The organism is Streptomyces sp. NPDC098789, from assembly GCF_044759975.1.
In the GTDB taxonomy this organism is placed as follows: domain Bacteria; phylum Actinomycetota; class Actinomycetes; order Streptomycetales; family Streptomycetaceae; genus Streptomyces.
The window spans coordinates 1-24,434 of sequence record NZ_JBIWAJ010000009.1 but is presented as its reverse complement, the minus strand read 5'-3'; the positions used below and the strand labels follow the sequence as shown (position 1 = coordinate 24,434).

The 24,434-nt window shown below is 70.9% G+C and carries 25 protein-coding genes and 2 pseudogenes; 15 read left to right on the top strand and 12 right to left on the bottom strand.

Translation table 11 applies throughout. From position 1 onward, the window contains the following. The first annotated feature begins 39 nt into the window (after window positions 1–39). Complete coding sequence (locus tag ACIQWR_RS19730) at window positions 40–1,257, top strand: PucR family transcriptional regulator (RefSeq protein WP_404010941.1); 1,218 nt, start codon at window positions 40–42, stop codon at window positions 1,255–1,257. Between the two features lie 13 nt (window positions 1,258–1,270). Here the strand turns inward: ACIQWR_RS19730 and ACIQWR_RS19725 are convergent, their stop codons facing one another. The 5 genes and pseudogenes from ACIQWR_RS19725 to ACIQWR_RS19705 form a co-directional block, all read right to left on the bottom strand. Further along, a complete protein-coding gene (locus tag ACIQWR_RS19725; protein WP_404010939.1) occupies window positions 1,271–1,762 on the bottom strand; it encodes an iron chaperone in 492 nt (163 codons plus the stop codon). A gap of 59 nt (window positions 1,763–1,821) precedes the next feature. Beyond that, entirely contained in the window at window positions 1,822–2,466 is a 645-nt protein-coding gene (locus ACIQWR_RS19720; RefSeq protein ID WP_404010936.1) for a glyoxalase, read from the bottom strand. Beyond that, a pseudogene (locus ACIQWR_RS19715) lies at window positions 2,466–2,919 on the bottom strand (helix-turn-helix domain-containing protein). The gene ACIQWR_RS19720 and the pseudogene ACIQWR_RS19715 overlap by 1 nt, the downstream one beginning before the upstream one ends. 32 nt (window positions 2,920–2,951) lie before the next feature. Continuing rightward, a complete protein-coding gene (locus ACIQWR_RS19710; RefSeq protein WP_404010933.1) occupies window positions 2,952–3,362 on the bottom strand; it encodes a VOC family protein in 411 nt (136 codons plus the stop codon). A gap of 99 nt (window positions 3,363–3,461) precedes the next feature. Beyond that, the gene (locus ACIQWR_RS19705) at window positions 3,462–4,229 is read right to left on the bottom strand and encodes a class I SAM-dependent methyltransferase (protein WP_404010930.1); all 768 of its coding nucleotides are present in this window, start codon (window positions 4,227–4,229) and stop codon (window positions 3,462–3,464) included. A 167-nt stretch (window positions 4,230–4,396) separates the two neighbouring features. Here ACIQWR_RS19705 and ACIQWR_RS19700 point away from each other — a divergent pair. From ACIQWR_RS19700 to ACIQWR_RS19675, 6 genes and pseudogenes are all read left to right on the top strand, one after another. Continuing rightward, window positions 4,397–4,598, top strand: a pseudogene (locus ACIQWR_RS19700) (IS481 family transposase); the annotation flags it as partial. Window positions 4,599–4,693: 95 nt separating this feature from the next. Further along, complete coding sequence (locus tag ACIQWR_RS19695) at window positions 4,694–5,245, top strand: SseB family protein (RefSeq protein ID WP_404010927.1); 552 nt, start codon at window positions 4,694–4,696, stop codon at window positions 5,243–5,245. Further along, a complete protein-coding gene (locus ACIQWR_RS19690) occupies window positions 5,242–5,898 on the top strand; it encodes a hypothetical protein (protein WP_404010925.1) in 657 nt (218 codons plus the stop codon). Before ACIQWR_RS19695 ends, ACIQWR_RS19690 begins: the two co-directional genes overlap by 4 nt. Next, entirely contained in the window at window positions 5,898–10,592 is a 4,695-nt protein-coding gene (locus tag ACIQWR_RS19685) for a putative T7SS-secreted protein (RefSeq protein WP_404010922.1), read from the top strand. The genes ACIQWR_RS19690 and ACIQWR_RS19685 overlap by 1 nt, the downstream gene beginning before the upstream one ends. After that, complete coding sequence (locus ACIQWR_RS19680; RefSeq protein ID WP_404010919.1) at window positions 10,580–11,074, top strand: barstar family protein; 495 nt, start codon at window positions 10,580–10,582, stop codon at window positions 11,072–11,074. The genes ACIQWR_RS19685 and ACIQWR_RS19680 overlap by 13 nt, the downstream gene beginning before the upstream one ends. A gap of 74 nt (window positions 11,075–11,148) precedes the next feature. Further along, the gene (locus tag ACIQWR_RS19675; protein WP_404010916.1) at window positions 11,149–11,658 is read left to right on the top strand and encodes a hypothetical protein; all 510 of its coding nucleotides are present in this window, start codon (window positions 11,149–11,151) and stop codon (window positions 11,656–11,658) included. Window positions 11,659–11,952: 294 nt separating this feature from the next. Here ACIQWR_RS19675 and ACIQWR_RS19670 read toward each other — a convergent pair whose 3' ends face one another. Together ACIQWR_RS19670 and ACIQWR_RS19665 are read right to left on the bottom strand one after the other, a co-directional pair. After that, window positions 11,953–12,738, bottom strand: a complete 786-nt coding sequence (locus ACIQWR_RS19670; RefSeq protein ID WP_404010913.1) for an SGNH/GDSL hydrolase family protein — start codon at window positions 12,736–12,738, stop codon at window positions 11,953–11,955. Then, entirely contained in the window at window positions 12,731–13,294 is a 564-nt protein-coding gene (locus tag ACIQWR_RS19665) for a PadR family transcriptional regulator (protein WP_385781601.1), read from the bottom strand. The genes ACIQWR_RS19670 and ACIQWR_RS19665 overlap by 8 nt, the downstream gene beginning before the upstream one ends. Before the next feature lie 153 nt (window positions 13,295–13,447). On the opposite strand from ACIQWR_RS19665, the gene ACIQWR_RS19660 reads away from it, so the two are divergent. Further along, a complete protein-coding gene (locus tag ACIQWR_RS19660) occupies window positions 13,448–13,897 on the top strand; it encodes a nuclear transport factor 2 family protein (protein ID WP_404010910.1) in 450 nt (149 codons plus the stop codon). Between the two features lie 8 nt (window positions 13,898–13,905). On the opposite strand, the gene ACIQWR_RS19655 is transcribed toward ACIQWR_RS19660, so the two are convergent. Then, the gene (locus ACIQWR_RS19655; RefSeq protein WP_404010907.1) at window positions 13,906–14,460 is read right to left on the bottom strand and encodes a PadR family transcriptional regulator; all 555 of its coding nucleotides are present in this window, start codon (window positions 14,458–14,460) and stop codon (window positions 13,906–13,908) included. A gap of 112 nt (window positions 14,461–14,572) precedes the next feature. Between ACIQWR_RS19655 and ACIQWR_RS19650 the strand changes: the two genes are divergently transcribed. Continuing rightward, entirely contained in the window at window positions 14,573–15,154 is a 582-nt protein-coding gene (locus tag ACIQWR_RS19650) for a hypothetical protein (protein ID WP_404010905.1), read from the top strand. 170 nt (window positions 15,155–15,324) lie between these two features. After that, on the top strand, window positions 15,325–17,298 hold the full coding sequence (locus tag ACIQWR_RS19645; RefSeq protein WP_404010902.1) for a bifunctional metallophosphatase/5'-nucleotidase: 1,974 nt from the start codon (window positions 15,325–15,327) through the stop codon (window positions 17,296–17,298). Between the two features lie 109 nt (window positions 17,299–17,407). Here ACIQWR_RS19645 and ACIQWR_RS19640 read toward each other — a convergent pair whose 3' ends face one another. Next, complete coding sequence (locus ACIQWR_RS19640; RefSeq protein ID WP_404010899.1) at window positions 17,408–18,097, bottom strand: response regulator; 690 nt, start codon at window positions 18,095–18,097, stop codon at window positions 17,408–17,410. Continuing rightward, the gene (locus ACIQWR_RS19635; protein ID WP_404010896.1) at window positions 18,094–19,305 is read right to left on the bottom strand and encodes a sensor histidine kinase; all 1,212 of its coding nucleotides are present in this window, start codon (window positions 19,303–19,305) and stop codon (window positions 18,094–18,096) included. Before ACIQWR_RS19635 ends, ACIQWR_RS19640 begins: the two co-directional genes overlap by 4 nt. A 144-nt stretch (window positions 19,306–19,449) precedes the next feature. Here ACIQWR_RS19635 and ACIQWR_RS19630 point away from each other — a divergent pair, with 144 nt between their 5' ends. The 5 genes from ACIQWR_RS19630 (at window position 19,450) to ACIQWR_RS19610 (ending at window position 23,338) form a co-directional block, all read left to right on the top strand. Then, on the top strand, window positions 19,450–20,430 hold the full coding sequence (locus ACIQWR_RS19630; RefSeq protein WP_404010894.1) for an SDR family NAD(P)-dependent oxidoreductase: 981 nt from the start codon (window positions 19,450–19,452) through the stop codon (window positions 20,428–20,430). A 222-nt stretch (window positions 20,431–20,652) separates the two neighbouring features. Continuing rightward, window positions 20,653–21,132, top strand: a complete 480-nt coding sequence (locus ACIQWR_RS19625) for a lamin tail domain-containing protein (RefSeq protein ID WP_404010891.1) — start codon at window positions 20,653–20,655, stop codon at window positions 21,130–21,132. Between the two features lie 252 nt (window positions 21,133–21,384). Further along, entirely contained in the window at window positions 21,385–21,870 is a 486-nt protein-coding gene (locus tag ACIQWR_RS19620) for a phospholipase (RefSeq protein ID WP_404010888.1), read from the top strand. A gap of 62 nt (window positions 21,871–21,932) precedes the next feature. Then, window positions 21,933–22,682, top strand: a complete 750-nt coding sequence (locus ACIQWR_RS19615; protein WP_404010886.1) for a hypothetical protein — start codon at window positions 21,933–21,935, stop codon at window positions 22,680–22,682. A gap of 155 nt (window positions 22,683–22,837) precedes the next feature. Beyond that, entirely contained in the window at window positions 22,838–23,338 is a 501-nt protein-coding gene (locus ACIQWR_RS19610; protein ID WP_404010883.1) for a DUF1772 domain-containing protein, read from the top strand. 128 nt (window positions 23,339–23,466) lie between these two features. On the opposite strand, the gene ACIQWR_RS19605 is transcribed toward ACIQWR_RS19610, so the two are convergent. Together ACIQWR_RS19605 and ACIQWR_RS19600 are read right to left on the bottom strand one after the other, a co-directional pair. Continuing rightward, window positions 23,467–24,111, bottom strand: a complete 645-nt coding sequence (locus tag ACIQWR_RS19605) for a DUF1772 domain-containing protein (RefSeq protein WP_404010880.1) — start codon at window positions 24,109–24,111, stop codon at window positions 23,467–23,469. Window positions 24,112–24,284: 173 nt separating this feature from the next. Then, window positions 24,285–24,434: adenosylhomocysteinase (locus ACIQWR_RS19600; RefSeq protein ID WP_404011455.1), on the bottom strand; the 150-nt coding region annotated here is incomplete at its 5' end.

Sequence of the window (24,434 nt, the reverse complement as noted above, 5' to 3'; positions counted from 1 at the left end):
AAGCTTCCGCCCGCGTTTGTGCACGGTGACAATGCGCGCATGGACGAGGCCGGATTCACCGCCGCACTGCTGCCCAGGGTCGGGGAGATCGCCGCGGCGACCGTCGCCCACCTGACCGCCGAGATACCCGCCTACCGGCTGCTGCCCGACAGCGTCATCGCCGGGGACCTGCTCGGCAACACCGAAGCCGTGCTGCGGCTCTTCCTCGTCACCCTCGCCGAAGGCCGGCTCCCGGCCGCGCCGGAGCTGGCCGCGCCGGTCGCGTGGGGCGCCGAGCGGGCGCGCGACGGAGTGCCGCTGGAGGCGGTGCTGCGGGTGTACTCGCTGGGCGCGGGCGAGGCCTGGAAGCTGGCGCTGGCCGCGGCGGACGGCGCGGACACCGGGATCGATCCGTACCTCCTGGGGACCCGGCTGCTCGGCTTCCTCGGCGAGGTGATGCCGAAGGTGGCCGAGGCGTACGTGCGCGAACAGGCGGACCTGGACTGGGAGCAGCGCGAGCACGGCCGGAACCTGGCCGACGTCCTGCTCGCCGGGCGTCCGGCCCGCCGGGCGGCGGAGCGGTACGGGCGCACGCTCGCGGAGCGCTACGACGTGGTGGTCTTCCGGCTGCCCGACGCCCCGGGCGGCGCCGCCGCGGGCGTGCTGCGCGCCGTACGGAGCGAGCTCGACCGCGACCCGGAGGTGCTGGCCACGCTCAAGGGCGAGGGCGGGGTGCTGCTCGTACCGCTGGCGCAGGACGGCGGGGGCGGCGGGGACGGGGCGGCGCGGCGCGGCAAGGGGCAGTCGCCGCCGTGCGCGGCGCGCCGGCTGCTCGCGCGGCTCGACGCGGCGACCGGGCTGCCCTGCATCGCGGCGGCCGCCACCGCGCGGGAACACGCGGCGGTCGAGCGGGCGCACACGGAGGCCGGCGAGGTGCTCGCGCTGGCCGAGGCCCTGGGGCGCTCCCCCGGTCTGTACCGGCTCGCCGACCTGGCCGTGGAGTACCAGCTCGTCCAGCCGGGACCGGCCCGCGACGCCCTGGCCCGGACCCTGGAACCGCTGGCGGACCAACCCCATCTGCTGGAGACCCTGCGGGAGTTCATCGCGGCGGGCTACCGGCGCGCGGAGGCCGCGGACGCCCTGACCGTGCACCGCAACACCCTGACCTACCGCCTGGGCCGGATCCACCTGCTGACCGGCCACGACGCCACCGACCCGGCCGACGCCCGCAGACTGGCGGCCGCCCTGACGGCGCACGACGCCGCGCGCGGGGGGTAGCGGGCCCCGTCGCTCAGCCCACCGCCTTCTTGACGAGCGCGCCGATCCGCTCCTCGTCGGCCGCGGTCAGCTCCCGCACGGCGTAGGACGTCGCCCACACGGCGCCGTCGTCGAGGGCCGCCTGGTCGCTGAAGCCGAGCGTGGCGTACCGCGACGTGAACTTGGCCGCGCTCTGGAAGTGGCAGACGACCTTGCCGTCCCTGGCGTACGCGGGCATCCCGTACCAGAGCTTGGGCGCGAGGTCCGGAGCGGCGGTCGTGACGATCTCGTGGATCCGCTCGGCGAGGACGCGGTCGGCCTCCGGCATCTCGGCGATCTTCGCGAGCACGTCCCGCTCCTCCGCGGCCGCCTTCTCCGCCCGGGACGAGCCGCGCCGGGCCGCCGCCTTCTTCTCCTCGCGTGCGTGGTCCTTCATCGCGGCCCGCTCCTCGGCGGTGAACCCGTCGTACTTCTCGGTGGAAGTGGTGGGGGTGGAGACCTCGGCGGGCGACTTCGTGGACGGCATGACGGTTCCTCTCGTACGGGGGGGGACGGGGCGAGCAGGGGTGGCGGCGCGGCGTCCGGTTACGCGGCGGCCTCCCAGACGAAGCCGTCCGGGTCGGTGCAGGCGTCGGCGGTGCTGCCGAGGACGAGGCGGTGCGAGCCGGTGCCGTCGACGGGGACGCCGACCTCCTTGGCCAGGGCGCGGCGCTTGTACAGCGCCATCTTGACCGGGTGGGACGGGCCGGCGGCGAACTCGACGTACTTGCCGCCGAAGCTCTTGACCACGGTCAGGCCCCGGTCGACGTAGAACTGCTTGGTGGCCTTCACGGCCTCGACGCCGACCAGCAGGACGATCTCGTCGATCTCGCGGGTGGCGGGGGCGGTGTCCTTCTTCTCCGAGGTCGCGATCTTCCAGATCGTCCCGTCCGGTGCCCGGACGACGCCGCTGTAGCCCCACATCGACTTCGCGGCGGGCTTCAGCACCGTGGCTCCGGCGGCCACGGCGGCGCCGACGAAGCCGTCGACGGTGGCCGGCCCGGACACCGTGAGCGCCAGGGTGAAGCCGCGGAATCCGGTGGAGTGCGCGTCGGACGCCCGCAGGTGGACGTACGCGTCCACGCCGAAGGCGCTGTAGAAGCGGCGGGCGGCCTCGGTGTCGGCCACCTCGAGGGTGACGGACGTGACGGACGTGTGGGCTGCGGTGGAAGCGGTGGTTGCCATGACCATCACGCTAGGGCTCGGGAGGCCGCCGGGGCTTCTCGAATCCTGACCGATCCCCAGACCTGCTTCGCCACGCACGCGGGCACCGCCTCACGCCTGACGGCGGAATTCCCCGGGCGGCGTGCCGACCAGCTCGGTGAAGCGGGCGGTGAAGGTGGCCAGCGACGTGCAGCCGACCGCGGAGCAGACCGCGGCGACGGTGAGGTCGCCCCGGCGCAGCAACGCGGTCGCCCGCTCGATGCGACGCGTCATCAGGTACGCGTACGGCGACTCGCCGTAGGCGGCCCGGAACTGCCGGCTCAGCTGCCCGGCGGGCAACTGCGCGTCGTGGGCGAGCGCCGCCACGTCCAGCGGTCGCTCGTACTCCCTGTCGATCCGGTCGCGGACGCGGCGCAGCCGCGCGAAGTCGGCCAGGCGTTGCGCCTCGATGCGCGCACGCCGCCATTCGGACTTGCACATGGGAACCCTCCCTCAGGGGTGTGCGCGGCTGCTCAGCGCAGTTGCTGGATGCGGACGAGGTTGCCCGCGGGGTCGCGGAACGCGCAGTCGCGGATGCCGTACGGCTGGTCGGTCGGCTCCTGGACCACCTCGGCGTCACTGGCCTGCACCTTCTCGAACAGGGCGTCGAGGTTCGGGGTGGCCAGCAGGATCCATCCGTAGGTGCCCTTGGCCATCATCTCGGTGATCGTGCGGCGCTCGGCCTCGGTGATCCCGGGGTCGACGGCGGGCGGCGCCAGGAGGATCGACGTGCCCGGCTGACCGAACGGGCCGACCGTGATCCAGCGCATCCGGCCCTGCCCGACGTCGCTGCGGACCTCGAAGCCGAGGACGTCGCGGTAGAAGGCGAGCGACGCGTCCGGGTCCTCGTGCGGGAGGGAGGTCGTGTGAATGGTGATGTCCATGGTGGGCAGGCTAGGGCCGCACCGCGCGGAACGCTTCTCGATTCCTGACCGATTCGGCCGGCGTGGACCGGACCCAGGGGCGCCGGTCCGTCGATTCGCCTACGCGTCGGCGCGGGCGACGAGGAGCGGCTGGAAGAAGCCCGTCTCATGGGGCATCCGCCAGCCGAGGTCGACGAACCCGGCCTCGGCCGCGATGGCGGCGAGCCGGTCCCGACCAAGTGCCCAGTAGGTGGTCCGGCGGACCTGGACGCGCCATTCCCCTTCTGTGGGCAGGAGTTGGAAGTGCTCAAGGTCGTAGTGTTCACCGTCGTCATGCCAGTGCCAGAGCTGGAAGGTGACAGTCCGCTCTTCGCCGTCGGCGCTGTGGTGGATCTGCGGCGCCGTGGAAGCGGGCCGGTCGCGCAGCAGGTCATCGTAAGGACGTGTGCTGACCAGCAGGAGCCCCGCGGGGCGCAACACGCGGCGCATCTCGGCGAGGGCCGCGTGCACATCCTGCTCCGTCAGCAGGTGGGGCAGCGAGTTGTCGGCGCAGACGACGGCATCGAACCGGCCGTCGGCGAAGGGTAGACGTCGCATGTCGGCGGCGGCGGCGCGCAGGCTCAGGTTCCGGCGCCCGGCCTCACGGGCGGCGCGGGCGGTGGCGCGGGGGCTGAGGTCGGTCCCGGTGACGTGGTGCCCGCGCAGCGCCAGGCCGATGGCTTGCGTGCCGATGCCGCAGGAGCAGTCGAGCACCCTCGCGCGATCCGGGCCGATCAGGGCATCCAGAGGCTCCCCCTGCCGGCGGATGCTTTCGTCCCAGTCCGAGTAGATCAAGTGGTAGTCGTCGGCGAGCTCGTCGTAGAAGCGCGCCACCGTCGTCTCAGCCATGGCCCGAGGCTACCGGCGCCCCGGAGGGGACGATCCGACCGGTGGCGACGACAGGCCCTCGCTAGGTGTATCGATCACGAGCGTTGTCGACACCGGTCTGGTCTTGCACATGGCGAATACCTCCGGTGTGGGGGAGCTGTCCGGGAACCCACCGCGCGGAGGTCTTCGTGTCCCACCGCAATGCGGCTGACCGTCTTCGGTAGGCGCCTGCTGGTCGAACGGGTCTGCTCGGGCCGCCCCGTCGCCCACGCGGCCGCCGAGATGGGCACATCGCGGGCCCCCACCCACCACGCAGCAGGCCGATCCCGCCACGCCACAAACGCCCCTGACAGTGGCGAACGACCCCCGACAACTGCAGATCAACGGGCTTACGGGACCGCACCCTGACGTTGCGGTGAATGGGTTCCAGCCGCAAGTCCAGCCAACATTGCACACGGAAAGCTGCGCATGTGAGGATTCGGCCGGTGAGTGACAACGGAGAACACATACCGTCGCCGACGCGGCCCACACGACTCGCCGACTTGGCGGAGGCGGCTGGCCCGGCTGACCAGCACGCTCCGTCGAGTACACGACCGGCCGCACCCACACCGGCGCCTGTCGAACCGGCACCGAAGACCGCCGCCCCTTCCCTTGACGAGCTGACCGCTGCGCGGCGTCGGTTCGCGATGCTGCTGGGTGAATTCCGGCGTACGGCCGTGCTCGTACCGCTCGATGCCTCCGGGAGCTTGTGGACGGCGGACCAGGGCGGGGTGCGGTGGATCTGCGCGTTCTCCGACGAGCACACGCTGGCCACGTTCGCGCGGGCACAAGGAGAAGCCGGCCGGGAGTGGACGTATCAGAGGGTTTTGGGTGCGCGGTTGTTGGACGTGATGGTGCCGTTGTTGCCGGGGCCGGGTGGTGTGGCGCTGGATGCGGGAAGTGCGGACGGGATGTTGTTCCCGCCGGTCCCGGGTGTCGTCCCGGATACCGCCGCCGTAGATGTGGATGCCGCCGTTGACCTGGAGGGTTCCCGATGAGCGGGAACGGGGGCGTTGGTGGGCCTGACCTCGAGGCCCCGGCTGAGGCGTTGGCGAAGATCGCGAGTGGTATCGATCTCGCGCATGCCGAGCTGAAGGATCTCGGGATGATCGGGCGGGCGTCGGTCGGGCGCGGGTTCGCCGGTCTCGCGCTGTCCGGGATGGAGCTCGGGGACAGCGCTCTGACCTCGGAGTTCGAGACGTTCTGCAACCGTTGGGAGTGGGGAGTGCGGGCGTTGACCCTGCGCGGGAACGCCTTCGCGCAGGAGGTCGGGCTGTCGGCGGGCTCGTTCGCGGAGCAGGAGCAGTACATCAAGGACTCGTTCAAGATCGGCGTGAACTCCCTCAACGGGAACCCGCACCTGTCGGAGGACGACGTGAAGAAGATGAGCTGGGACAAGATCAGTTCCCAGCACGCCTACGACGACCCCGACTTCAGCGCAGAATCGTTTTCCCAGGCGAACGAGGAAGTGAAGCAGACCTGGAAGGACACCGGCTACGACGTCATGGATGCCCAGATGGACTCCATGGAACGCTCCGGTCTCCTGGGCCCCAGCGTCCGTCAGAAGGCCGACGAGCAGCTCCGCGAGACCCTCGACCCTTCCGAGCAGGCCGTCGCGCAGGCCGAGCAGCCGCGCTGGGGTGAGCGCTGATGGTGAGCTGGGACAGCCTCGGCAGGCTCGCGGACCAGGGGATCGACCTCGTCGACAAGGGCATCGACAAGGGCAAGGAACTCGTCGGCGAAGGCATCGACAAAGCCACCGACGTCGTGGGCGAAGGCCTGGACAAGGTCGGTGCCCACGACTGGGCCGACGCCGTCGAGGACTGGGGCGACGAAACCGCCTCTTCCCTCGGCGCGGAGGTCGGCGAGCAACAGCTCGGCCAATCCGAGGAGGCCAACGAGCTGATCCACGGCAGCCCGGAGAAGATCGCCGCGTCGGTGAAGAACCTCCGCGACTTCCACCGGGCGTTCGACCAGGTCGGCGCCGGGATGAAGGGCCTGGACTCCGAGCACTGGAAGGGCGAAGCCGCCAACAGCTTTCGCGAACACTTCCAGACCCTCCCCACCGACTGGCTCCACGCCTCCGATGCCTTCGAGAACGCCGCCAAGGCCCTGGAGACGTACTCCACCGCGGTCACCACCGCCCAGGGCAAGGCCCTCGAGGCCATCGCCCTCTACAAGGAAGGCCAACAGGACTCCAAGACGGCCGTCGACACCTACAACAAGAAGGTCGACGCCTACAACGCCGCCCGCAACAGCACCAGCCCGCTACCGCTCCCCGGCGAGTTCACCGACCCCGGCCAGGCCAAACGCCAGCGCGCGCAGGAGATCCTCAAAGCCGCCCGCGACGCCCGCAAGGAAGCCGCCGCGACGGCCAAGAGTGCGGTCAGCGCCGCGATGGCCCACGCCCCCAAGGAACCCACCGGCCGCGAACGGCTCATGCTGGAGATCGGCGACTACGGCGTCGGCCAGGGCGTCGAGCTGGCCCACTTCGGCGGCGGCATCGTCAAGGGCACCGCCGGCCTCGTCAACTTCGTCCGCTCCGTCAACCCCACCGACGCCTACAACCTCACCCACCCGGCCGAGTACTACAAGAGCATCAACATGACGCTCGCCGGCCTCGCCTCCACCGCCGCCAACCCCGACCGCGCCCTCAAGAACGCCTGGGACGCCGCCAAGGGCGACCCCTCCGAATTCCTCGGCCGCCTCGTACCCGAACTCATCGGGACGAAGGGCACGGGTCTGGTGCGAGGAGGACTGCGCGCGGGCCTCAAGGACGCCGAGCGCCTGGCCGAAGGGAGGAAACCGAGCGGCAGCCGCGGGGACCACGAGAAGAACCCGGACAGCAACGGCAAGCGGTGCAGCGAGACCGTCTGCAAGAGGGACCCGGTTGATATCGCGACCGGTCGCATGTTGCTGCCCGCCACGGATATCGCCCTGGCGGGCTCGCTGCCCTTCGTCTTCCAGCGCACCTTCGATTCCTCACGCCGGTCCGGGAACTGGTTCGGGCCGACGTGGTCGTCCACGGTGGACCAGCGGTTGGAGATCGACTCCGAGGGCGTGGTATTCAGCTGTGACGAGGGGAGTCTCCTCGCCTATCCCCATCCGGCACCTGGGGTTCCGGTCGTGCCCACGCACGGTCGACAGTGGCCGCTGGACCGCGTTCCGGGCGGTTACACGATCACCGATCCCAGTTCTGGTAAGACCTGGCATTTCACCGACCACGGCGCCGAAGTCGCGCTCCTGGCCCAGATCAGCGACCGCAACGGCCGCTGGATCAGCTTCGAGCACGACGAGGCCGGCGCGCCGACGGCGATGGTCCACCACAGCGGCTACCACGTGAAGCTCACCACCGGCGAAGGCCGCGTCACGGCCCTCCACCTCGCGGGAGCGGCGGGCGATGGATCCGACCAGGAGATCGTGCGCTACGGCTACACCGGCGGACATCTCACCTCGGTCATCAACTCCTCCGGCCGTCCGCTGGGCTTCGCGTGCGATGAACACGGCCGCATCACGTCGTGGACGGACACCAACGGAAGCCGCTTCGAGTACGTCTACGACGATCAGGACCGCTGCACCTACCAGTCAGGCACGAACGGACACCTCGAAACCGTCTTCACCTGGGACGATGTCGATCCCGCATCCGGCCTGCGCATCACCACGCTCACCAGCGGTCCGGGGCATGTCGAGCGTCACTTGGTCAACGACCGTTCGCAGGTGGTCGCCGAGATCGACGCATTGGGCGCGGTCACCCGCCTTGAGTACGACCGCTACGGCCGACTGCTGTCACGCACCGATCCGCTAGGTCACGTGAGCCGCGCCATCTTCGACGAGCAGGGCCACGTGAGCGTCGTGGAGCGGCCGGACGGGCGGCGGACGCTGGCCGAGTACAACGGACTCGGACTCCCTACACGCGTTGTCGGGACCGACGGCAATGTCACGCATCTGACGTTCGACACCAGGGGCAACCGGACGTCCGTCACGGAGCCGTCCGGAGGGACCACCTGCTTCACCTACGACGAGACCGGCACCATCACGTCCGTCACCGATGCCCTCGGACACACCTCGACAGTCGTTTCCGACAACGCCGGTCTGCCCTTGGCCATCGTCGATCCGCAGGGGGCAACGACGCACTACGCTCGGGACGCCTTCGGCCGAGCCGTGTCGATCACCGACCCCCTCGGAAGGGTCACCCACCTGGCATGGACCGTCGAGGGCAGGCTCGCCCGGCGTGTGGAAGCCGACGGCAGCGAACAGTCATGGACGTACGACGGCGAAGGCAACTGCCTCACCCGCGTTGACGTTCTTGGCGGCGTCACGACGTTCGAGTACACGGATTTCGACGTCCCGACAGCCCGCACCGGCCCGGACGGCTCCCGTTACGAGTTCAGCTACGACACCGATCTCCGCCTCATCCAGGTCACCAACCCTCAAGGCCTGACATGGGACTACGTCTACGACCCGGTGGGCCGGGTCGCGTCCGAGACCGACTTCGACAACCGCATGCTGAGGTACGGAAGGGACGCAGCGGGACGCCTCGTCTCCCGGTCGGACGGTCTCGGCCAGACCATCCGCTACGAGCGGGACGAGCTGGACCGGGTCGTCCACAAGGACGCCGCGGGCGCGGTGACGACCTTCGCGTACGACTCCGGCGATCAGCTGGAGGAAGCGGTCAACGCGGACGCGACGCTCACGCGCCTCCACGACCGCTACGGGCGCCTCAAGGCCGAGACGGTCAACGGCCGGACGACCGCGTACGCCTACGACGAACTCGGCCGGTGCACCGCCCGTACGACCCCGATGGGAGCGGTCAGTACCTGGACGTACGACGCGGTCGGGTCCCGCACCGCCCTGACCGCGTCCGGCCGCACCATCGATTTCGAGTACGACGCGGCCGGCCAGGAGGTCACGCGCCGGATCGGGGACGCCGTTGCGTTGCTGTCCCGATATGACGATGGAGGCCGCCTCACCACGCAGCACATCACCGGCGCGGGACAGACCATCCAGCGCCGCGACTACACGTACCGTGCGGACGGCAACCTGACCGGCCTGGGCGACCGCCTCGAGGGCGCAAGGTTCTTCGACCTGGACGCGGCCGGTCGGGTGGCCGTGGTCAGGGCGGAGAATTGGACCGAGCGGTACACCTACGACGAGGCGGGGAACCAGTCGACCGCCTCTTGGCCGTCGGCACATCCCGGCCAGGATGCCGTGGGCCCTCGCGAGTACACCGGCACGACGCTCGCGCGCGCGGGCAGGACGCGCTACGAACACGACGTGCTCGGCCGCGTCGCGCTTCGCCGGACGACCGACCTGTCCGGGAAATCGCGCACATGGCGCTTCGAGTGGAACACCGAGGACCGCTTGCGCACGGTGACCACCCCGGACGGCGCCGTATGGCGTTACGCGTACGACGCCCTTGGCCGCCGCACCTCCAAGCGGCGGCTCGCCCCTGATGGCATGACGGTCCTGGAACAAGTCGCCTTCACCTGGGATGGCACGATCCTGTGCGAACAGACAACAGAGTCGCCGGACCTGACCCACTCGATCGTCCTCACCTGGGACCACAAGGGGCTACAACCCCTCGTCCAACGAGAACGCCTCCTGGACCGGACAACGCCTCAGGACGTCATAGACGCCCGCTTCCTCACCATCATCACCGACCTGGTGGGCGCCCCCGCAGAACTGATCGATGAATCGGGAACACTTGCTTGGCGCACCCGCACCACCCTGTGGGGCACCACGACCTGGGCATCCACAAGCAAGGCGTACACCCCGCTCCGCTTCCCGGGCCAGTACTTCGACCCGGAATCGGGCCTTCACTACAACTATTTCCGCCACTACGAACCCGAGACCGCCCGCTATCTCACCCCTGACCCGCTGGGCCTCGCCCCGGCGCCGAACCCGGCGGCCTATGTCCCCAATCCCCACACGTGGGTCGACCCTCTGGGACTGGCGGCGTGCCCGACGTTCGCCCCGGGGGAAACCTTGGGGGACGTGAGCAAGATTCACGGATGGGTGCCCAAAACCATACCCGATATAGCGATGGAAGTACTTCGGGACGTGGAGGAGTACAGTTTCGGCTGGTGGGGCGGGCCCGGATTCTATGGCCCGAAGTGGTGGACCGAGCCGTTCGAGAACAGCGGCAGAAACGGCGGCTACAAACTTCCCGAACATGAACCATCAGGCGCGCCGATCACTTACAAGGAGTACGGGACCTACCCCTCACCCGACAACCCCGTGCCGGGCGGCGAACGATGGGTGTTCGGGAGCGACGGATCCCGCTACTACACTCCCACTCACTACCAGACGTACATTGTAGGAAGAAGTCCGCGATGGGTGAATTGACGACAGAAGAGACATCGGCATTCCATGTCGCCCCGTGGATGCACGTCATCGAGGCAGGTGGTGGCGCCCCCCTCGATGAAGTCCTGCCCGCATCGGGTCGTGTTCATGTGGCACGCCTGAACGGCAAGGACATGGTCGACGAGGTGGCCACCTTTCAGCAGTTTTCCGAATCGCTGAAGTTCCCTGAATACTTCGGATGGAATTGGAATTCCTTTTATGACTGCCTTCGCGACCTTGAGTGGCTTTCTTCGGACTACTGCATCCTGATCGTCGATTCTGCCGATGAAGTTCTCTCCGATGACGATGACGCCCGAAAGGAGTTCTTCAGCGCTCTGTGGCGAGCCGGTAAGCAGAGGTCGTACACCAAACGACCCGAAGGTGTAACCCTCAGCACGATCTCCATCGTCCTGTCCTGCAGCGAGAAGTCATCCTCGACCCTCGCGGGACAGCTCGGAGAACTTCAAGAATCGCTGACCTCCTAAAGCCCCACATGGGCAGCAGCACTTCAGGCGGCCGGGAGCACGGTCCGGGCCCGGTCAAGGAGCGGGGATCCAACGTGAGACTCGTTCTCGGTGGGGGCTGGACCGCAAGGGTGACGGGCCAGGTACTGAGCACCGCCCCGCGCTTCACGGGGAACTCACTGCGCATCGTGCGGTACGCGGACGTGGTGGAACGCGAGCAGTTCGTCGCGGACACCTTCGGTAGCCAGGAGTGGCTGTGGGACGCGCCCGACGTCTTCCGCTTCGACCCGTCGAACCAACAACTGGTCGGTGCCGAGTTCCGCCTGCCCGAGGATTCCGCTTCCGCCGAGGACGCGGCCCGTGTTCCCGTCACGCCCCTGGTGCGGCCGGGCGGACTGCGCGCGGACGAGGTCCGGGACTTCCGGCACGAGATGTGCACGGTGCACTGTCGCGCTCCCGGGGACTCCGTCTTGACGTGCTTGCGCGACCTGGACGTCCTCGACGGTCCGCTCGACGCCCGCATCGGAATCGCCCCCGGGGTGGCACTCCTCGTCCAGCACGGCGCAGTCGTCGGCTGGAGCCTCACGATCCCGCGCGCTACCTGACCACCGAGTACGTCGACCCCGACTCCAGCCCGACCTCACCTGAAATCTACGGCTGCTCACCGAGTGTCTCGACCTGACGACCGCGCCCGGCATCTACAACGTGGAGGACGGTGAGCCGACAGCGCTGGCACGGCTACGAGCAGCCGATGAGGCTGCGCGCGACCAGCACGAAGGCCGCCACCGAGCCGATGCCCTGCGCCGGCTGATCGCCCACATGGTGGACCTCTACGGGAACTGGTGAGGTAAGAGAAGCCGACCTCCGCGCGGTGAGTGCGGTGTCAACAACGCTCGTGATCAATACACCTGGGCCGCGGGGGTCACCGGTAGGAGGGTGGGGCGCTTCGCGGTGCGGTGCGTGCCGGAGGAGCGGCCGCGGACGCGGCGGGCGAGCCACGGGCTCAAGAAGGCGTTGGCCCAGCGCAGTTCGCCGGCCACGGTGCGGGGAGCCGCTCCGGGGCCCGGCAGGGGGCGGGTCCAGGAGTCGTCGGCGCCCGGCAGGCCGAGGGCGTGGGCCACGGAGGCGGCGATGAGCGCGTGGCCGCGCGGGCTCGCGTGCAGCCGGTCCTCGCTCCACAGCCGGGGGTCGGTCACCACGGGATGCCGGGCGGTGTCGGCGAGGGCCACCCCCTGCCGGTCGGCGGCCAGCCGGATCCGGGCGTTGAGCGCGGTGACGCGGGAGCCGAGCGGGCGGGCGAGCGGGACGAGCCGGCCTATGTCGGGGAAGGTGACGGTCGCGACGCGGGCGCCGGCGCCGGTGAGCGCCGCGAACATGGCCTCCAGGTGGGCGGCGGTCTCGTCCGGGTCGAAACGGGGTCGCAGCAGGTCGTTGACCCCGGCGACGACCGTGGCCAGGTCGGGGCGCAGTGCGAGGGCGGGCGCCAGTTGCCCCTCCCTGACCTGGCCCGCGAGGCGGCCGCGCACGGCGAGGTTGGCGTAGAGGACGCCGGGGTGGTGCAGGGCCAGCCCCTCGGCGAAGCGGTCGGCGCAGCCGCGCAGGCCGGTGGTGTCGTCGCCGTCGCCGAGCCCTTCGGTCTGGCTGTCGCCGAGCGCCACGTAGCGCAGGGGGGATGCCTCAGCCATGGTCGGGCCGCCTCTCGCGCAGGACCGTGATGGTGCGCTCGTACCAGTCCCGGTTGGCGCGCTCGAAGTCGAGGCCGCGCAGGCAGGTCAGGTACGGGCCGATGCGCTCGCCGTGGCGCAGGAACTCCTCCTCGGTGCGCTCGCCGCGCATCTTCCACAGCATCGCCTCGAAGAGCTCGATCTTGGCGGTGGCGAAGATGGCCCGCTCGGCGAGCTGGGTGATCAGTGCCCCGGCGTCGACGTGGTCGGCGGCCTGGACCTTGACGACGAGGTCGTCGCGCATGAAGGACGGCTTGGTGGCGGCGGCGGTGAAGCGGTCCAGTTCGGCGAGGCCGACGGGGGTGACCCGGAACAGCCGCTTGTTGGGGCGGGTGTCCTGGACGACCTCGCGGCCCGCGATCAGGCCCTCCTGCTCCAGCTTGGCGAGTTCGACGTAGAGCTGCTGGGGGAGGGCGTGCCAGAAGTTGGCCACCCCCATGTCGAACGCCTTGGCCAGCTGGTAGCCGCTCAGTTCCTCGTCGAGCAGCGCCGCCAGTACGGCGTGGCGCAGTGCCATCGTGCTGCCGCCTCCTTCCTCCGTCACGAACCTGTGGACCTCTGGTCATGGAGCATGACCCTGCCCCATCATAGTCAAGAAATTGAGTAATCATGTTCGTGAGTACTAAGTACCGAGTACCGAGTACCGAGCGCTGATAACCGAGGAGATGCCATGAGCACGAACACCGAGAGCACCGTGGACCGTTTCCGCTCCGCCGTCGACCGCCGCGACCTGGCCGCCCTGGAGGACCTGTTCACCGAGGACGTGCGGCTCTACAGCCCGGTGAAGTTCACCCCGTTCGAGGGTCGACCGATGGTGCTGGGGCTCTTCGGGGTGCTGCTGCGGACCTTCGAGGACTTCCGTTACGTCGGGCGGCTCGACGGAGCCGGCGAGATGAGCGTCGACGGGTCCGGGGCCCCGGCGGCGGTCCTGGTCTTCCGGGCCACCGTGGAGGGCAAGGAGATCCACGGGATCGACCTGGTGCACCTGGACGAGCAGGACCGGATCAAGGAGTTCACCGTGATGGTCCGGCCGCAGTCGGCGGTGCAGACGCTGGGGCGGGCCGTACTGGCGGGCCTGGTCGCGGACGGCCTCGCCCCGGACCCGGCCGCCACCCACTGACGCCCCCCTCAGGCCCCGGTCGTCGGGACGGCGGTCTCGGCCCCGGGGGTCCGGGGGATCTGGTCGAGGGCCCAGCGGGCCCACTCCCGCTTCGCCTCGGCGTCGCGCAGCCCGTACTCCAGGACCAGGCGGCCGGAGAGCGCGAGCGGGTGGCCCGTCCACTCGCGACCGTCGCGCAACCGCTCCAGTTGTTCGCGCTGTTCGGCCTCGGCGGCCTCCATCCGGGCGAGGTGCTCGCGGGCCTGCTCGGGCGGCAGCAGGCCGAGGAAGAAGACGCGCAGCATGGCGTCGCTGCGCAGCGGCTGGGGCGGGGCGGGGGTGGTCAGCCAGCGCTCCAGTTCGGCCCGGCCCTCGGGGCGCAGCGTGTATTCCTTGCGACCCCGGGGGCCCTCGGCGGAAACGTCGATCAGGTCGGCGTCGGTCATCCGGGTCAGCTCCCCGTAGACCTGGCTCTGGGTGGCCTTCCAGACGTTGGCCAGCGTGGTGTCGAACAACTTCATCAGGTCGTACCCGCTGGAGGGGCGGTCGGTCAGCAGGCCGAGGAGTGCGTGTCGGAGGCTCATGCCCCTGACTCTACCTTCCACTATTGACAGGTCACAAGCTGACCTTCTACTTTTGACCTGTCAGACCAGGAAGGCGGCCCTGCACCCGCCCCTCACGAGAAGAGACCCGACCATGAAGTCCAACCCGCTCGTCAGCTTCCTCCCCTGGATCGCCTTCTCCGAGGCGGCGGGCAGCGGGTTCGCGCCGCAGTGGTCGGCGGCCCTCGCCGCGCTGGTCTCCCTGGCCATCGCGAGCCCGGCGCTGGTGCGCGGCAAGGTGATGCTGCTGGACGCGATGGGCGTGGTGACCTTCGCGGCGCTCTCGGCGGTGGCCTGGCTCGGCGGCTCCGGCGCCGAGGCGTTCGTGACCGACTACGGCCGGACCGTCGCGACCGCCTTACTGGCGGCGCTGATCTTCCTGACGCTCCCCTTCATGCCCTTCACCGAGCAGTACGCCCGCCAAGAGGTCCCGAAGGCGGCCTGGAACTCACCCGTCTTCAAGAAGACGAACCGGCTGTTCTCCGCCGCGTGGGGCGGCGTGTTCGCCCTGATGACCGTCGCCCACCTGATCGCCCTCGCGGCCCCCGCCAACGGCGACCTGAACTGGATCTGCAACTGGGGCGTGCCGATCGCCTCCGTCGTCCTGATGTTCAAGTTCATGAAGCGCTACCGCGCCGAGCACTCCCCCGCCCAGGGCACCCCCACCGGCGCCTGACGGCAACCCCGCCAGTGCGTGACGACCACTCCCACCGGCGCCTGACGGCAACCCCGCCAGTGCGTGACGACCACTCCCACCGGCGCGTGACGGCCGCCCCCGCCACGCGTTGTGAGGGGGACGGCGGGCGGTGTCGGTCGCGAGCGGTTCGGTCGGAAGGGGACGGGGCGATGGCGGGCGCGGGTCTGGGCAGGCGGAGGTTCCTGACGGCCGCCGGGGCGGTGGGGGTCAAGGCGCTCACCGGGACGGCGGTCGCGGGCAGCGCGGCGGGGCTCGACGCCGCCAGCGCGGCCGGCTACGTCGACGTACAGCTGCTCAACATCACCGATCTGCACGGGTACCTGAGCGCGCCCCCGGCCCGGGACGCTGTGATCGCGGGGGCGGACGGGGCGACGTACACCGTCGGCGGGGTCGCCTACATGGCCACCCATCTGGAGCGGCTGCGGGCCGATCGGACGAACTCCTTCTTCTTCGCCCCGGGCGACCTGTTCTCGGGGTGGGAGTTCCCCGCCTTCAGCCTGTCGGACGAGCCGACCATCGAGGCGCTGAACCGGCTGGGTCTGGACTTCGCGACCGCCGGGAACCACGAGTTCGACCGCACGCCCGGCTTCCTGACGCAGCACATGGAGCGGGGCGCGGGCGCCGGGCTCGACGGGGCGGGGGTCACCCACAGCTTCCCCGACTCGGCCGGACTGCCCTTCCACGGCGCCGACTTCCGCTACTACAGCGCCAACGTGACGACCGGCCGCCGGGACGACGCGAGCGGCACGGAGGAGGCCGCCGTACTGCCCCCGTACAACATCGAGTGGGTGGACGCGCCGGGCGGGCAGCGCCTGCCCGTCGGCTTCATCCACCTGACGGCGCTCGGCACCGAGGGGTTCCCGAACTCCTACCAGCCCGGGCTGCGGACCTCGGACGAGGTGGCCGCGGCCGACCGGTGCGCGGCGCTGCTGAAGGCGCAGGGGGTCAACGCGATCGTGCTGAGCATGCACGACGGGGCGGTGGCCGGGGACGCCTTCGACGCGGGGACCGCGCCGAGCGGTCCGGCGTACGAGCTGGCGCTGCGGGTGTCGGCGGACATCGACGCGATCGTCACCGGGCACTGGCACCGGGCCTTCACGATGATGCTGCCGGACCCGACCGGGCGGCCGCGGCCGTTCGTGGAGGCGGGCTGTCACGGGCAGATCGTCAACGAGATCACCCTGCGGCTCGATCCGACGACGGGCGCGGTGGTGCGCGAGCTGACCACCTCGACCAACCACCCCAACACCCGGGACGTGCCCGCCCATCCGGGCCTGCGGGACGTGGTGGACCACTGGACCGGTTACGCGCGCGAACGGGCCGGCCGGACCATCGGGCGCCAGCGGACCCCCTTCCAGCGCCGGCTCTCGGCGGTCGGGGAGAGCACCATGGGGAACCTGGTGGCCGATTGGGCGCTGTGGGCGGCCGCGCAGGCGCCCGACCCCTTCGACACGAGCCCGCGGCCCGATCCCGCGCCCGCCCCCGCGGACCTGGCGCTGATCGCGCTCGCGCCGCGGCTGGGCCGCAGCGTCATCAACACCGACCTGGTGGCGGCGGCCGGCGAGGACGCGGTCACCTTCGAACGGGCCTGGCGGGCGGTGGGGTACGGGAACCCGCTGGTCACGGCGTCGGTCAGCGGGGCGCAGCTGCACGACGTACTGGAGCAGCAGTGGGCGGTGGACGCGCGGGGCGCGCTGACCTACGCGCCGCTCGCGGTGTCGGCCAACGTCGGCTACTCCTTCGACCCGGCGGGGCCCGCCGGGGACCGGGTCGCGCCCGCCGACGTGCTGGTCGGGGGCGCGGCGCTGCGGCCGGAGGGGGTGTACCGGGTGGTGACCACGTCGTACACGCTGACCGGGCAGGACGGTTACCCGGCGCTGGCCGGCTTCCGGGAACCGGTGCGCCACCGGCGGGACGTGGAGAGCTTCCCCGCGTACGTCGCCGCGCTCGGCACCTTGGAGGCCTCCCCGACGGGTCGGGTCACCGCGAAGGGCGGGGCCGCGATGCAACCGGGGCGGGCGGGACGGCTGGTGCCGCTCGACGCACCGGTGACGGAACTCCCGGCACCGGTCGCGGCGATGGAGGAGGCCGCCCGGGACAAGGGCCACCGCCCGATCTGCTGAGCGACTCCCCGCCTCCGGGCCGCGGATCCCGGTGGGGGAGTCGGGTGGGGGAGTCAGGTGGGGGAGTCGGGTGGGGGAGTCCGGTCGAGGAGACGACGAGGGCCGGCGGTCACCGCGGGGTGATGCCGGTGAGGACGGCGAGGACCGCGAGGCGGATGCGGTTGTCCCGGCCCGTCTTCGCCATGAGGTTGGCCACGTGCGTCTTGACCGTGGTGACCCCGAGGTGCAGCCGGTCGGCGATCTCCTTGTTGGACAGACCCACGCCGAGCAGCCCGAGCACCTCCCGTTCGCGCGGGGTGATGGCCGGGAGCGGGGTGTCCCCCGGCGCGTCCCCGGATGCCTCCCCGGGTGCGTCCGACGGGGCGGCCGCGGGCGAGCTGGTGTGCAGCGCCCGGGCCACGAGGCGGTCGAGCACGTCCCGACTGAAGGGGGCCTGGCCGTCGGCGGCCCGGCGCACGGCCTCCAGGAGCTCGGCCGGCGGGGTGTCCTTGACGAGGAATCCGCAGGCTCCGGCCGCGAGCGCCCCGTAGAGGTGCTCGTCGTCGTCGAAGGTGGTGAGGGCGAGGATCCGGGTGGCGGGGCGCGCGGCCAGGATGCGGCGGGTGGCCGTGATGCCGTCCACTCCGGGCATCCGCAGGTCCATGAGGACGACGTCGGGCGCGAGGCGTGCGGCCAGTCGTACGGCCTCCGCCCCGCCGTCCGCCTCGCCCAGGATCTCGATGTCCCGCGCCTGCTCGAAGAGCATGCGCAGGCCCATGCGGACGAGCTGCTGGTCGTCGACGACGACGACGCCGATCACGGCCGGGACTCCATCCGGCCGCCGAGGCGGGGCAGTTCGGCCGAGAGGCGCCAACCCCGGGCCGCGGGGCCGACGTCCAGCCGGCCGCCGAGCAGGTCCACGCGTTCGCGCATGCCGATCAGACCGTGTCCGCGGGGGCCGGGGGCCGGCGTGCGGGCCCTTCCGCTCCCGTCGTCGTGGACCGTCACGTGGACGACGTCGTCGACCACCCGCACGGCCAGGTCGACCCGTGCGCCGGGCCCGCCGTGCTTGGCCGCGTTGGCCAGGCCCTCCTGGGCCAGGCGCAGGACGGCGAGGCCGCGCACCGCGTCGAGGCGCGCCACGAGAGGGTCCACGGAAGCGGTCACGGCCAGGCCGGTCCGGCGACCGTGCTCCACCACCGCCTCCAGCGCCGTCAGCAGCGCCCGCGGCTCGACCAGGGGTCCGATGCCGCGGTCGGTGCGGTCCGGGGCGCGCAGTACGGTCACCAGGCGCCGCAGGTCCGCCAGGGCCGCGCCGGCGCTGGCGTGCAGGTCGTCGAGGACCTCGGTGATCCGCGGGTCGGTGTCGGCGGTGCCGGCCGTGTCGTCGGACGTGGCGGTGACGTGCCGGGCGACGCCGACGCGCAGCACCATGGAGGAGACGTGGTGGGCGACGAGGTCGTGCAACTCGCGGGCGATGGTGGTGCGTTCCGCGACCCTGGCGGCCAGGAGGGTCTGTTCGGAGCGGAGTCGCTGCTGCCGCGCGTACTCCCGCGCGTGCAGGGCGGCGTCGCGGGTCACGCGGACGTACGAGCCCATGAGCAGCGGCACGCCCACGACGATGCACGCCTTGTAGAGGAGCGAGGGGAAGGCGCCGGGCAGTTCTTCGAAGCGGTTCACGACGACGGCGAGCGTCAACGCGGCCGCTCCGGCCCCGAGGCGGCGCCCGGAGTGCTGGACCGCCAGCTCGAAGAGGGTGACGGCGGCCAGGACCTTCAAGGAGGGAACGGTGTCGGAGCCCAGCGCGTGGGCGACGACGAGCAGGCCCGACTGTGCCAGGAGTGCGCCGCACACCCACCTGCCCGCGGCCAGGCACAGCGTCAGGCCGGCCGCCGCCAGGCCCCAGTCCCCCGCCCCGGACGGCCGTTGGAGCAGCAGGGAGTAGCCGACCATGACGCCGGCGAGCGCCAGGATCCGTAAGGAGGCGAATCTCCTGTCGAACGCGCGCTCGATGCGGGGTCGGTTCATTGCGCTCACGATAGGTGTTCGCCGGCGCACCCGGGGTCCTGCCGTGGGAGGAGGCCACCTCCTCCCACCGGCCGCGATGTCCGCCCCCTGGGGGGAGTTGAGGCCCGGTGACAACCTGCGAGCGTGATCGCCATGGATGCGGACATGAACACAGAGGCGAACACGAATGCGGACGTACGCACGGACGGGAACACCGGGCCCGACGGGCGGTCCGCGTCCCTGGGGCGGCGGTCCCTCCTCGGTGGAGCGGCGGCCCTGGGGCTGAGCGGCGCGCTTCTCGGCGGCGCCGCCCACGCGGCCGGCGCCCCGTCGAGGTCCCGCGCCGGGGAGGGCCGCTTCCAGGGCAAGTCGGTGCTCATCACCGGTGCCACGTCCGGCATCGGCAGGGCGACGGCGAAGGCGTTCGCCGCACAGGGCGCCCACGTCGGATTCTGCGGTCGGCGGACCGAGTTGGGGCGCCAGGTGGAACGGGAGATCCGGGACGCGGGCGGCGAAGCGACCTACGTCCAGGCCGACGTGCGCGTGGAGGCCCAGGTGCGCGCCTTCGTGGACCGGGTCGCGAGCCGTTACGGCGGCATCGACGTCGCCTTCAACAACGCCGGGATCGGCGGCGGTCGGCTGCCCCACGAGATGAGCGTCGAGGAGTGGGACGACGTCCAGGCGACCAACGCGCGGGGCGTGTTCCTCGCGCTCAAGTACGAGGTTCCGCACATGCTCAGGGCGCGGCGCGGCGTCATCATCTGTACGTCGTCGTCAGCGGCCGAGCAGGCGCGGGCGAACAGCGCCGCGTACACCGCGAGCAAGCGGGCGGTGCAGGGCCTGGTCAAGTCGGCGGCGCTCGCCTACGGGCCCGCGGGGATCAGGGTCAACGCCCTGCTGCCGGGCACCACCGACACCCCCTTCGTCCGCCCGCCGGGGATCCCGGACGCGGACTGGCTGAAGTACAAGCAGGCGTGGGGTCCGCTGAACGTCGACGGTCTCGAACGGATGGCCGCGGCCGAGGAGATCGCGAGCGCGGTGCTCGGCCTCGCGTCCGACGACTTCCCCTACATGACGGGTGCCTCGATCGCCGTGGACGGGGGAAGCACCGCGGGCCGCAGGATGATCCAACCGAGCGGCGCCTGAGCCTCGACGACGGACACCCGACCCGAAGCCAAGGACGAGGCCAAGGACGAGGCCAAGGACGAGGCCAAAGCCGAGCCACATAAGCGACTCATCATAGAATATTGGCTATTTGTCCCGATTTGGTAATCTTGCGCGTTTTGCTAGAAAACGTCAGGCCGGCACGACAGAGTGTGGTTCCCGGCAGCAAGCCGGGGACCCGCACGTCCTTGAGGTGACAGCTCCATGTCTGCTTCTCTCATCACCCGCCGCGCCCTCGCGACCGTCGTGGCCTCCGTCGCCGTCGTCGGCGCCGCCGCCCTCCCGGCCGCGGCCGCCTCCGGTGGTCACGACCGCGGCCACAGCACGGGCAAGCACTCCACCGTCATGATCGGCAAGGTGCAGTACGACAGCCCCGGGCGCGACGACCGCTCCAACCGCAGCCTCAACGGCGAGTGGGTCGAGGTGAAGAACACCGGCAAGAAGTCCGTCAACCTGCGCGGTTACACCCTCGCGGACAGGCAGGGCAACACCTACCGCTTCCACAACCTGACGCTCGCCGGTCACTCCAGCGTCAAGGTGCACACGGGCAAGGGCAAGAACACCGCCCACGACGTCTACCAGAACCGCACCGACTACGTCTGGGACAAGCGCGACGCGGCCACCCTGCGCAACGACCACAAGCGCATCCTCGACAGCCAGTCCTGGGGCAAGAAGGGTCGCTAGCCGATAGGCCGGCGCCCGCAGCCGCCTGACGGCACGACGCCGCACGCCACGGCACGACACGCACGCCCGACGCGCCGGACTCCCGCCCCTCAGAGGACGGGAGCCCGGCGCGTGGCCGTGCATCCGCCGCGCATCCGCCGGGCATCTGCCGGGCGTCCAGCCGGACGATGCCCGCCCTTTATCCCAGCCGTACATCCTGAGGACCCGCGCCGCGTTCCCCCCGGCGCGCCCCCCTTCCTCCGGAGGCTCCTGATGCGCCGTAGATTCACCGCCGCGCTCGTTCCCGCCGTCACCGCCGTCACCGCGCTCGTCGCCTTCGCGGGGTCGGCCGTCGCCGCTCCGGCCGACAAGCCGCAGGTGCTGAGCAGTTGGACGCAGACGAGCTCGGCGAGCTACAACGCGTGGCTGTCGGCGCGCGGCAACCAGGGCTCCTGGGCGGCGTACGGATTCGACTGGTCCACGGACTACTGCTCCTCCTCCCCCGACAATCCGTTCGGCTTCCCCTTCAAGACGGCCTGCGCGCGCCACGACTTCGGCTACCGCAACCACAAGGCGGCGGGCATCTTCGCCGCGAACAAGTCGCGGCTCGACGACGCCCTGTACGCGGACCTCAAGCGGGTCTGTTCCGCCTACTCGGGCGTGAAGAAGGGGGCGTGCGATTCCACCGCGTGGACCTACTACCAAGCGGTGAAGGCCCTCGGCAGCTCACCGGCGGTCGACGGCGGCGCCGCGGCCTGACGAGGCCCCCGCATCCGGCCCCCACCGCGCGGAACCGGCGGCCCGTTCGGCACGTCCCTCCCGTGCCGACCACCGCCGTGTTCCGGAAGGGGATCGAGACGATGCGCCGCACCACCGCACGCTCCGCCCGCACGACCGCAGCGACCGCCATGGCCACCGCCCTCGCCGCCGCCGCGCTGCTCACCGGTTGCGGGACGACGATCACGACCGGAGAGGGGGGCGGGGGCGGGGGCGCCGGGAGCAGTGCCGACCGCGGCGCTCCCGCCTGCCCCTCCCCCGCCCCCGGTCCGGAGACCGGGCAGCCGGCGCCGACCGTGATCGACGGAACGCCCGCCAACACCCCGGAGGGGATCAGCCTTTCGCAGGCCGTCGGGGAGCAGGGCCGGGGCGCGTTCGCCGACGTCTACTCCACCCACGTCACCGACGCGCCGCCCGGTCGGGTGACGCTCTGCGTGACCGACCTGGCCCGGGGCCGCCGCCTGGTCGAGGCCGCGCACCGGGCGGACCCGCAGGCCGATCCGGCCCGCGCCGACCTCTACCTCGCCCGCTTCACGCGCAAGACCCTGGTGGCCGCGACCCAGCGGATCTCCCGCCTGCGCGACGCGCTGCCGGTCCACTCCGTCCGCCCCAGCCGCGACGCGGGCGGGGTCACCGTGGAAACCAGCGTCGAGGGGGTCGCCTCCGCGGAGTTCAAGTCCCGGCTGGAGCGGGCCGCGGGCGGCGGGATCCCGGTGACCCTGGTCGTGGGCAGCCCGGCGCAGGCCATGATCGGGGAGGTCCCGCCGCCGGGGATGACCGCGGCTCCGCGGTAGTGCGCGGCGGGCCGGTCCAGGAAGGGCCTCGGTGGGATCGAGGAACGGTCGAGGATCGCTGGATCCCCCCGCCGCCGGGGTGGTCCGCACCCGTATGATCGCCGTGACTTGACGATCTGATGACCTGTCGATGACCACGAGCAGGGGGAAACCACGTGGAGACAGCCCGTCTGGCCTCGCTGATCGCCGCCACCGTCACCATGGGACTGGTCAGCGGGCTGTTCTACGGCTTCGCCGTGGCGGTGATGCCGGGCCTCAAGCGCTCCGACGACCGGACGCTCATCACGGTCATGCAGCGGATCAACGTGGCCATCCTCAACGGCTGGTTCGTCCTCGGCTACATCGGCGCCTTCCTCTTCACCGCGCTGGCCCTGGGTCTGCACGTCCCCTCCGACGGGCACGACCTGCTCGTGCCGCTGATCGGGGCGCTGGCCTGCTACATCCTGTCCATGGGCGTGACGAACCGGGTGAACATCCCGCTGAACAACGCGCTGGAGAAGGCCGGCCCGGTCGAGCGGATCGCGGACCCTGGTGCGGTGCGCCGCGCCTTCGAGGGGCCCTGGGCCCGCGCCAACGTATGGCGCACGCTGCTGTGCACGGCGTCGCTGGGGTTCCTGGCATGGGCGCTGGTGCTGCACGGAACCGCCACCGCCTGAGGTACGTACGTACTCCCGCACCGCACGCACCGCACGCACCGCACGCACCGCACGCACCGCACGCAGGAGTGCCCCGGCCGACGGTCCCGGCCGGGGCACTCCTGCGTGCTGGTCGTTCAGCGTGCGGTTCAGCGGGCGGTCGAGCGGGTGGCGCGGCCGAAGAGGACCAGGGCCCGGGACAGGGCCGTGAGGGCGACCGTGCACAGCAGGGTGCGGACGATGTTCGTCGAGACCCAGGTGGTCTTGAACTTCTCGACGATCGAGAAGTCGGTCATCTTCGCGGCGTCGCCGGCGTCCTTGAGCTCGTTGTTCAGCGGGATGTTGACGCTGAAGGTGATCAGGAGGACGACGAAGTAGGCGACGGCCGCCGCCGCCACCCAGATCGCCACGTTGCGGCGGCCCTTGCGGAACTCCACGATCGCCGAGACGACGACCGCCACGAGCGCGAGCATGAAGGCCATGCCGAAGACGGGGCTGCCGTCGATGACCGAGTTGAAGTTCTGCATCGCCGTGACGTACGTCCGGTCGTCGGCCTTGGCCAGACCCGGCATCACCGAGACGTCGAAGGCGAAGAACAGACCCGCCATCAGGCCGATGAGGACGGTCGAGACGAGGAGCAGGACGGTGGGGAACTTGCCGCGCTCGCCAGCCACCGCGGGTGCGGGCTGACCGGTGTACCCCTGAGGTGCCTGGTTCGGCTGGTACGGCTGATTCGGCTGGTGCGGCGGCTGCTGCTGGTACTGGTTGGGGCTACCGGCCGGATTGGGGTTCATGAATGCGTCCTTCGGTGGTGGTCGGGGAGGTGCCTGCCCTCGGCTCGGACATCCGATCGTGGCATCCCCTGGGACCCCCGGCCATGGCGTTTCCACCGGCCCTTGAGCGTCCTTCAAGGGCCGGTGGCGGATTCTGTTCGGCTGTCCGTACGCCTGGTGCGCGCCCGGAGGGATCAGTAGCGGTAGTGGTCCGGCTTGTACGGGCCGGCCACGTCCACGCCGATGTACGAGGCCTGCTCCGGGCGCAGCGTGGTGAGCTTGACGCCGAGGGCGGCGAGGTGGAGGCGGGCCACCTTCTCGTCCAGGTGCTTGGGCAGCACGTA

Excerpts from the sequence above, each read along its gene's own strand:
- ACIQWR_RS19730 (WP_404010941.1), top strand. The coding sequence starts at position 40 with ATGGACGAGGCCGGATTCACCGCCGCACTGCTGCCCAGGGTCGGGGAG.
- ACIQWR_RS19725 (WP_404010939.1), bottom strand. The coding sequence starts at position 1,762 with ATGCCGTCCACGAAGTCGCCCGCCGAGGTCTCCACCCCCACCACTTCC.
- ACIQWR_RS19720 (WP_404010936.1), bottom strand. The coding sequence starts at position 2,466 with ATGGTCATGGCAACCACCGCTTCCACCGCAGCCCACACGTCCGTCACG.
- ACIQWR_RS19710 (WP_404010933.1), bottom strand. The coding sequence starts at position 3,362 with ATGGACATCACCATTCACACGACCTCCCTCCCGCACGAGGACCCGGAC.
- ACIQWR_RS19705 (WP_404010930.1), bottom strand. The coding sequence starts at position 4,229 with ATGGCTGAGACGACGGTGGCGCGCTTCTACGACGAGCTCGCCGACGAC.
- ACIQWR_RS19690 (WP_404010925.1), top strand. The coding sequence starts at position 5,242 with ATGAGCGGGAACGGGGGCGTTGGTGGGCCTGACCTCGAGGCCCCGGCT.
- ACIQWR_RS19685 (WP_404010922.1), top strand. The coding sequence starts at position 5,898 with ATGGTGAGCTGGGACAGCCTCGGCAGGCTCGCGGACCAGGGGATCGAC.
- ACIQWR_RS19680 (WP_404010919.1), top strand. The coding sequence starts at position 10,580 with ATGGGTGAATTGACGACAGAAGAGACATCGGCATTCCATGTCGCCCCG.
- ACIQWR_RS19670 (WP_404010913.1), bottom strand. The coding sequence starts at position 12,738 with ATGGCTGAGGCATCCCCCCTGCGCTACGTGGCGCTCGGCGACAGCCAG.
- ACIQWR_RS19665 (WP_385781601.1), bottom strand. The coding sequence starts at position 13,294 with ATGGCACTGCGCCACGCCGTACTGGCGGCGCTGCTCGACGAGGAACTG.
- ACIQWR_RS19660 (WP_404010910.1), top strand. The coding sequence starts at position 13,448 with ATGAGCACGAACACCGAGAGCACCGTGGACCGTTTCCGCTCCGCCGTC.
- ACIQWR_RS19655 (WP_404010907.1), bottom strand. The coding sequence starts at position 14,460 with ATGAGCCTCCGACACGCACTCCTCGGCCTGCTGACCGACCGCCCCTCC.
- ACIQWR_RS19650 (WP_404010905.1), top strand. The coding sequence starts at position 14,573 with ATGAAGTCCAACCCGCTCGTCAGCTTCCTCCCCTGGATCGCCTTCTCC.
- ACIQWR_RS19645 (WP_404010902.1), top strand. The coding sequence starts at position 15,325 with ATGGCGGGCGCGGGTCTGGGCAGGCGGAGGTTCCTGACGGCCGCCGGG.
- ACIQWR_RS19635 (WP_404010896.1), bottom strand. The coding sequence starts at position 19,305 with ATGAACCGACCCCGCATCGAGCGCGCGTTCGACAGGAGATTCGCCTCC.
- ACIQWR_RS19630 (WP_404010894.1), top strand. The coding sequence starts at position 19,450 with ATGAACACAGAGGCGAACACGAATGCGGACGTACGCACGGACGGGAAC.
- ACIQWR_RS19625 (WP_404010891.1), top strand. The coding sequence starts at position 20,653 with ATGTCTGCTTCTCTCATCACCCGCCGCGCCCTCGCGACCGTCGTGGCC.
- ACIQWR_RS19620 (WP_404010888.1), top strand. The coding sequence starts at position 21,385 with ATGCGCCGTAGATTCACCGCCGCGCTCGTTCCCGCCGTCACCGCCGTC.
- ACIQWR_RS19605 (WP_404010880.1), bottom strand. The coding sequence starts at position 24,111 with ATGAACCCCAATCCGGCCGGTAGCCCCAACCAGTACCAGCAGCAGCCG.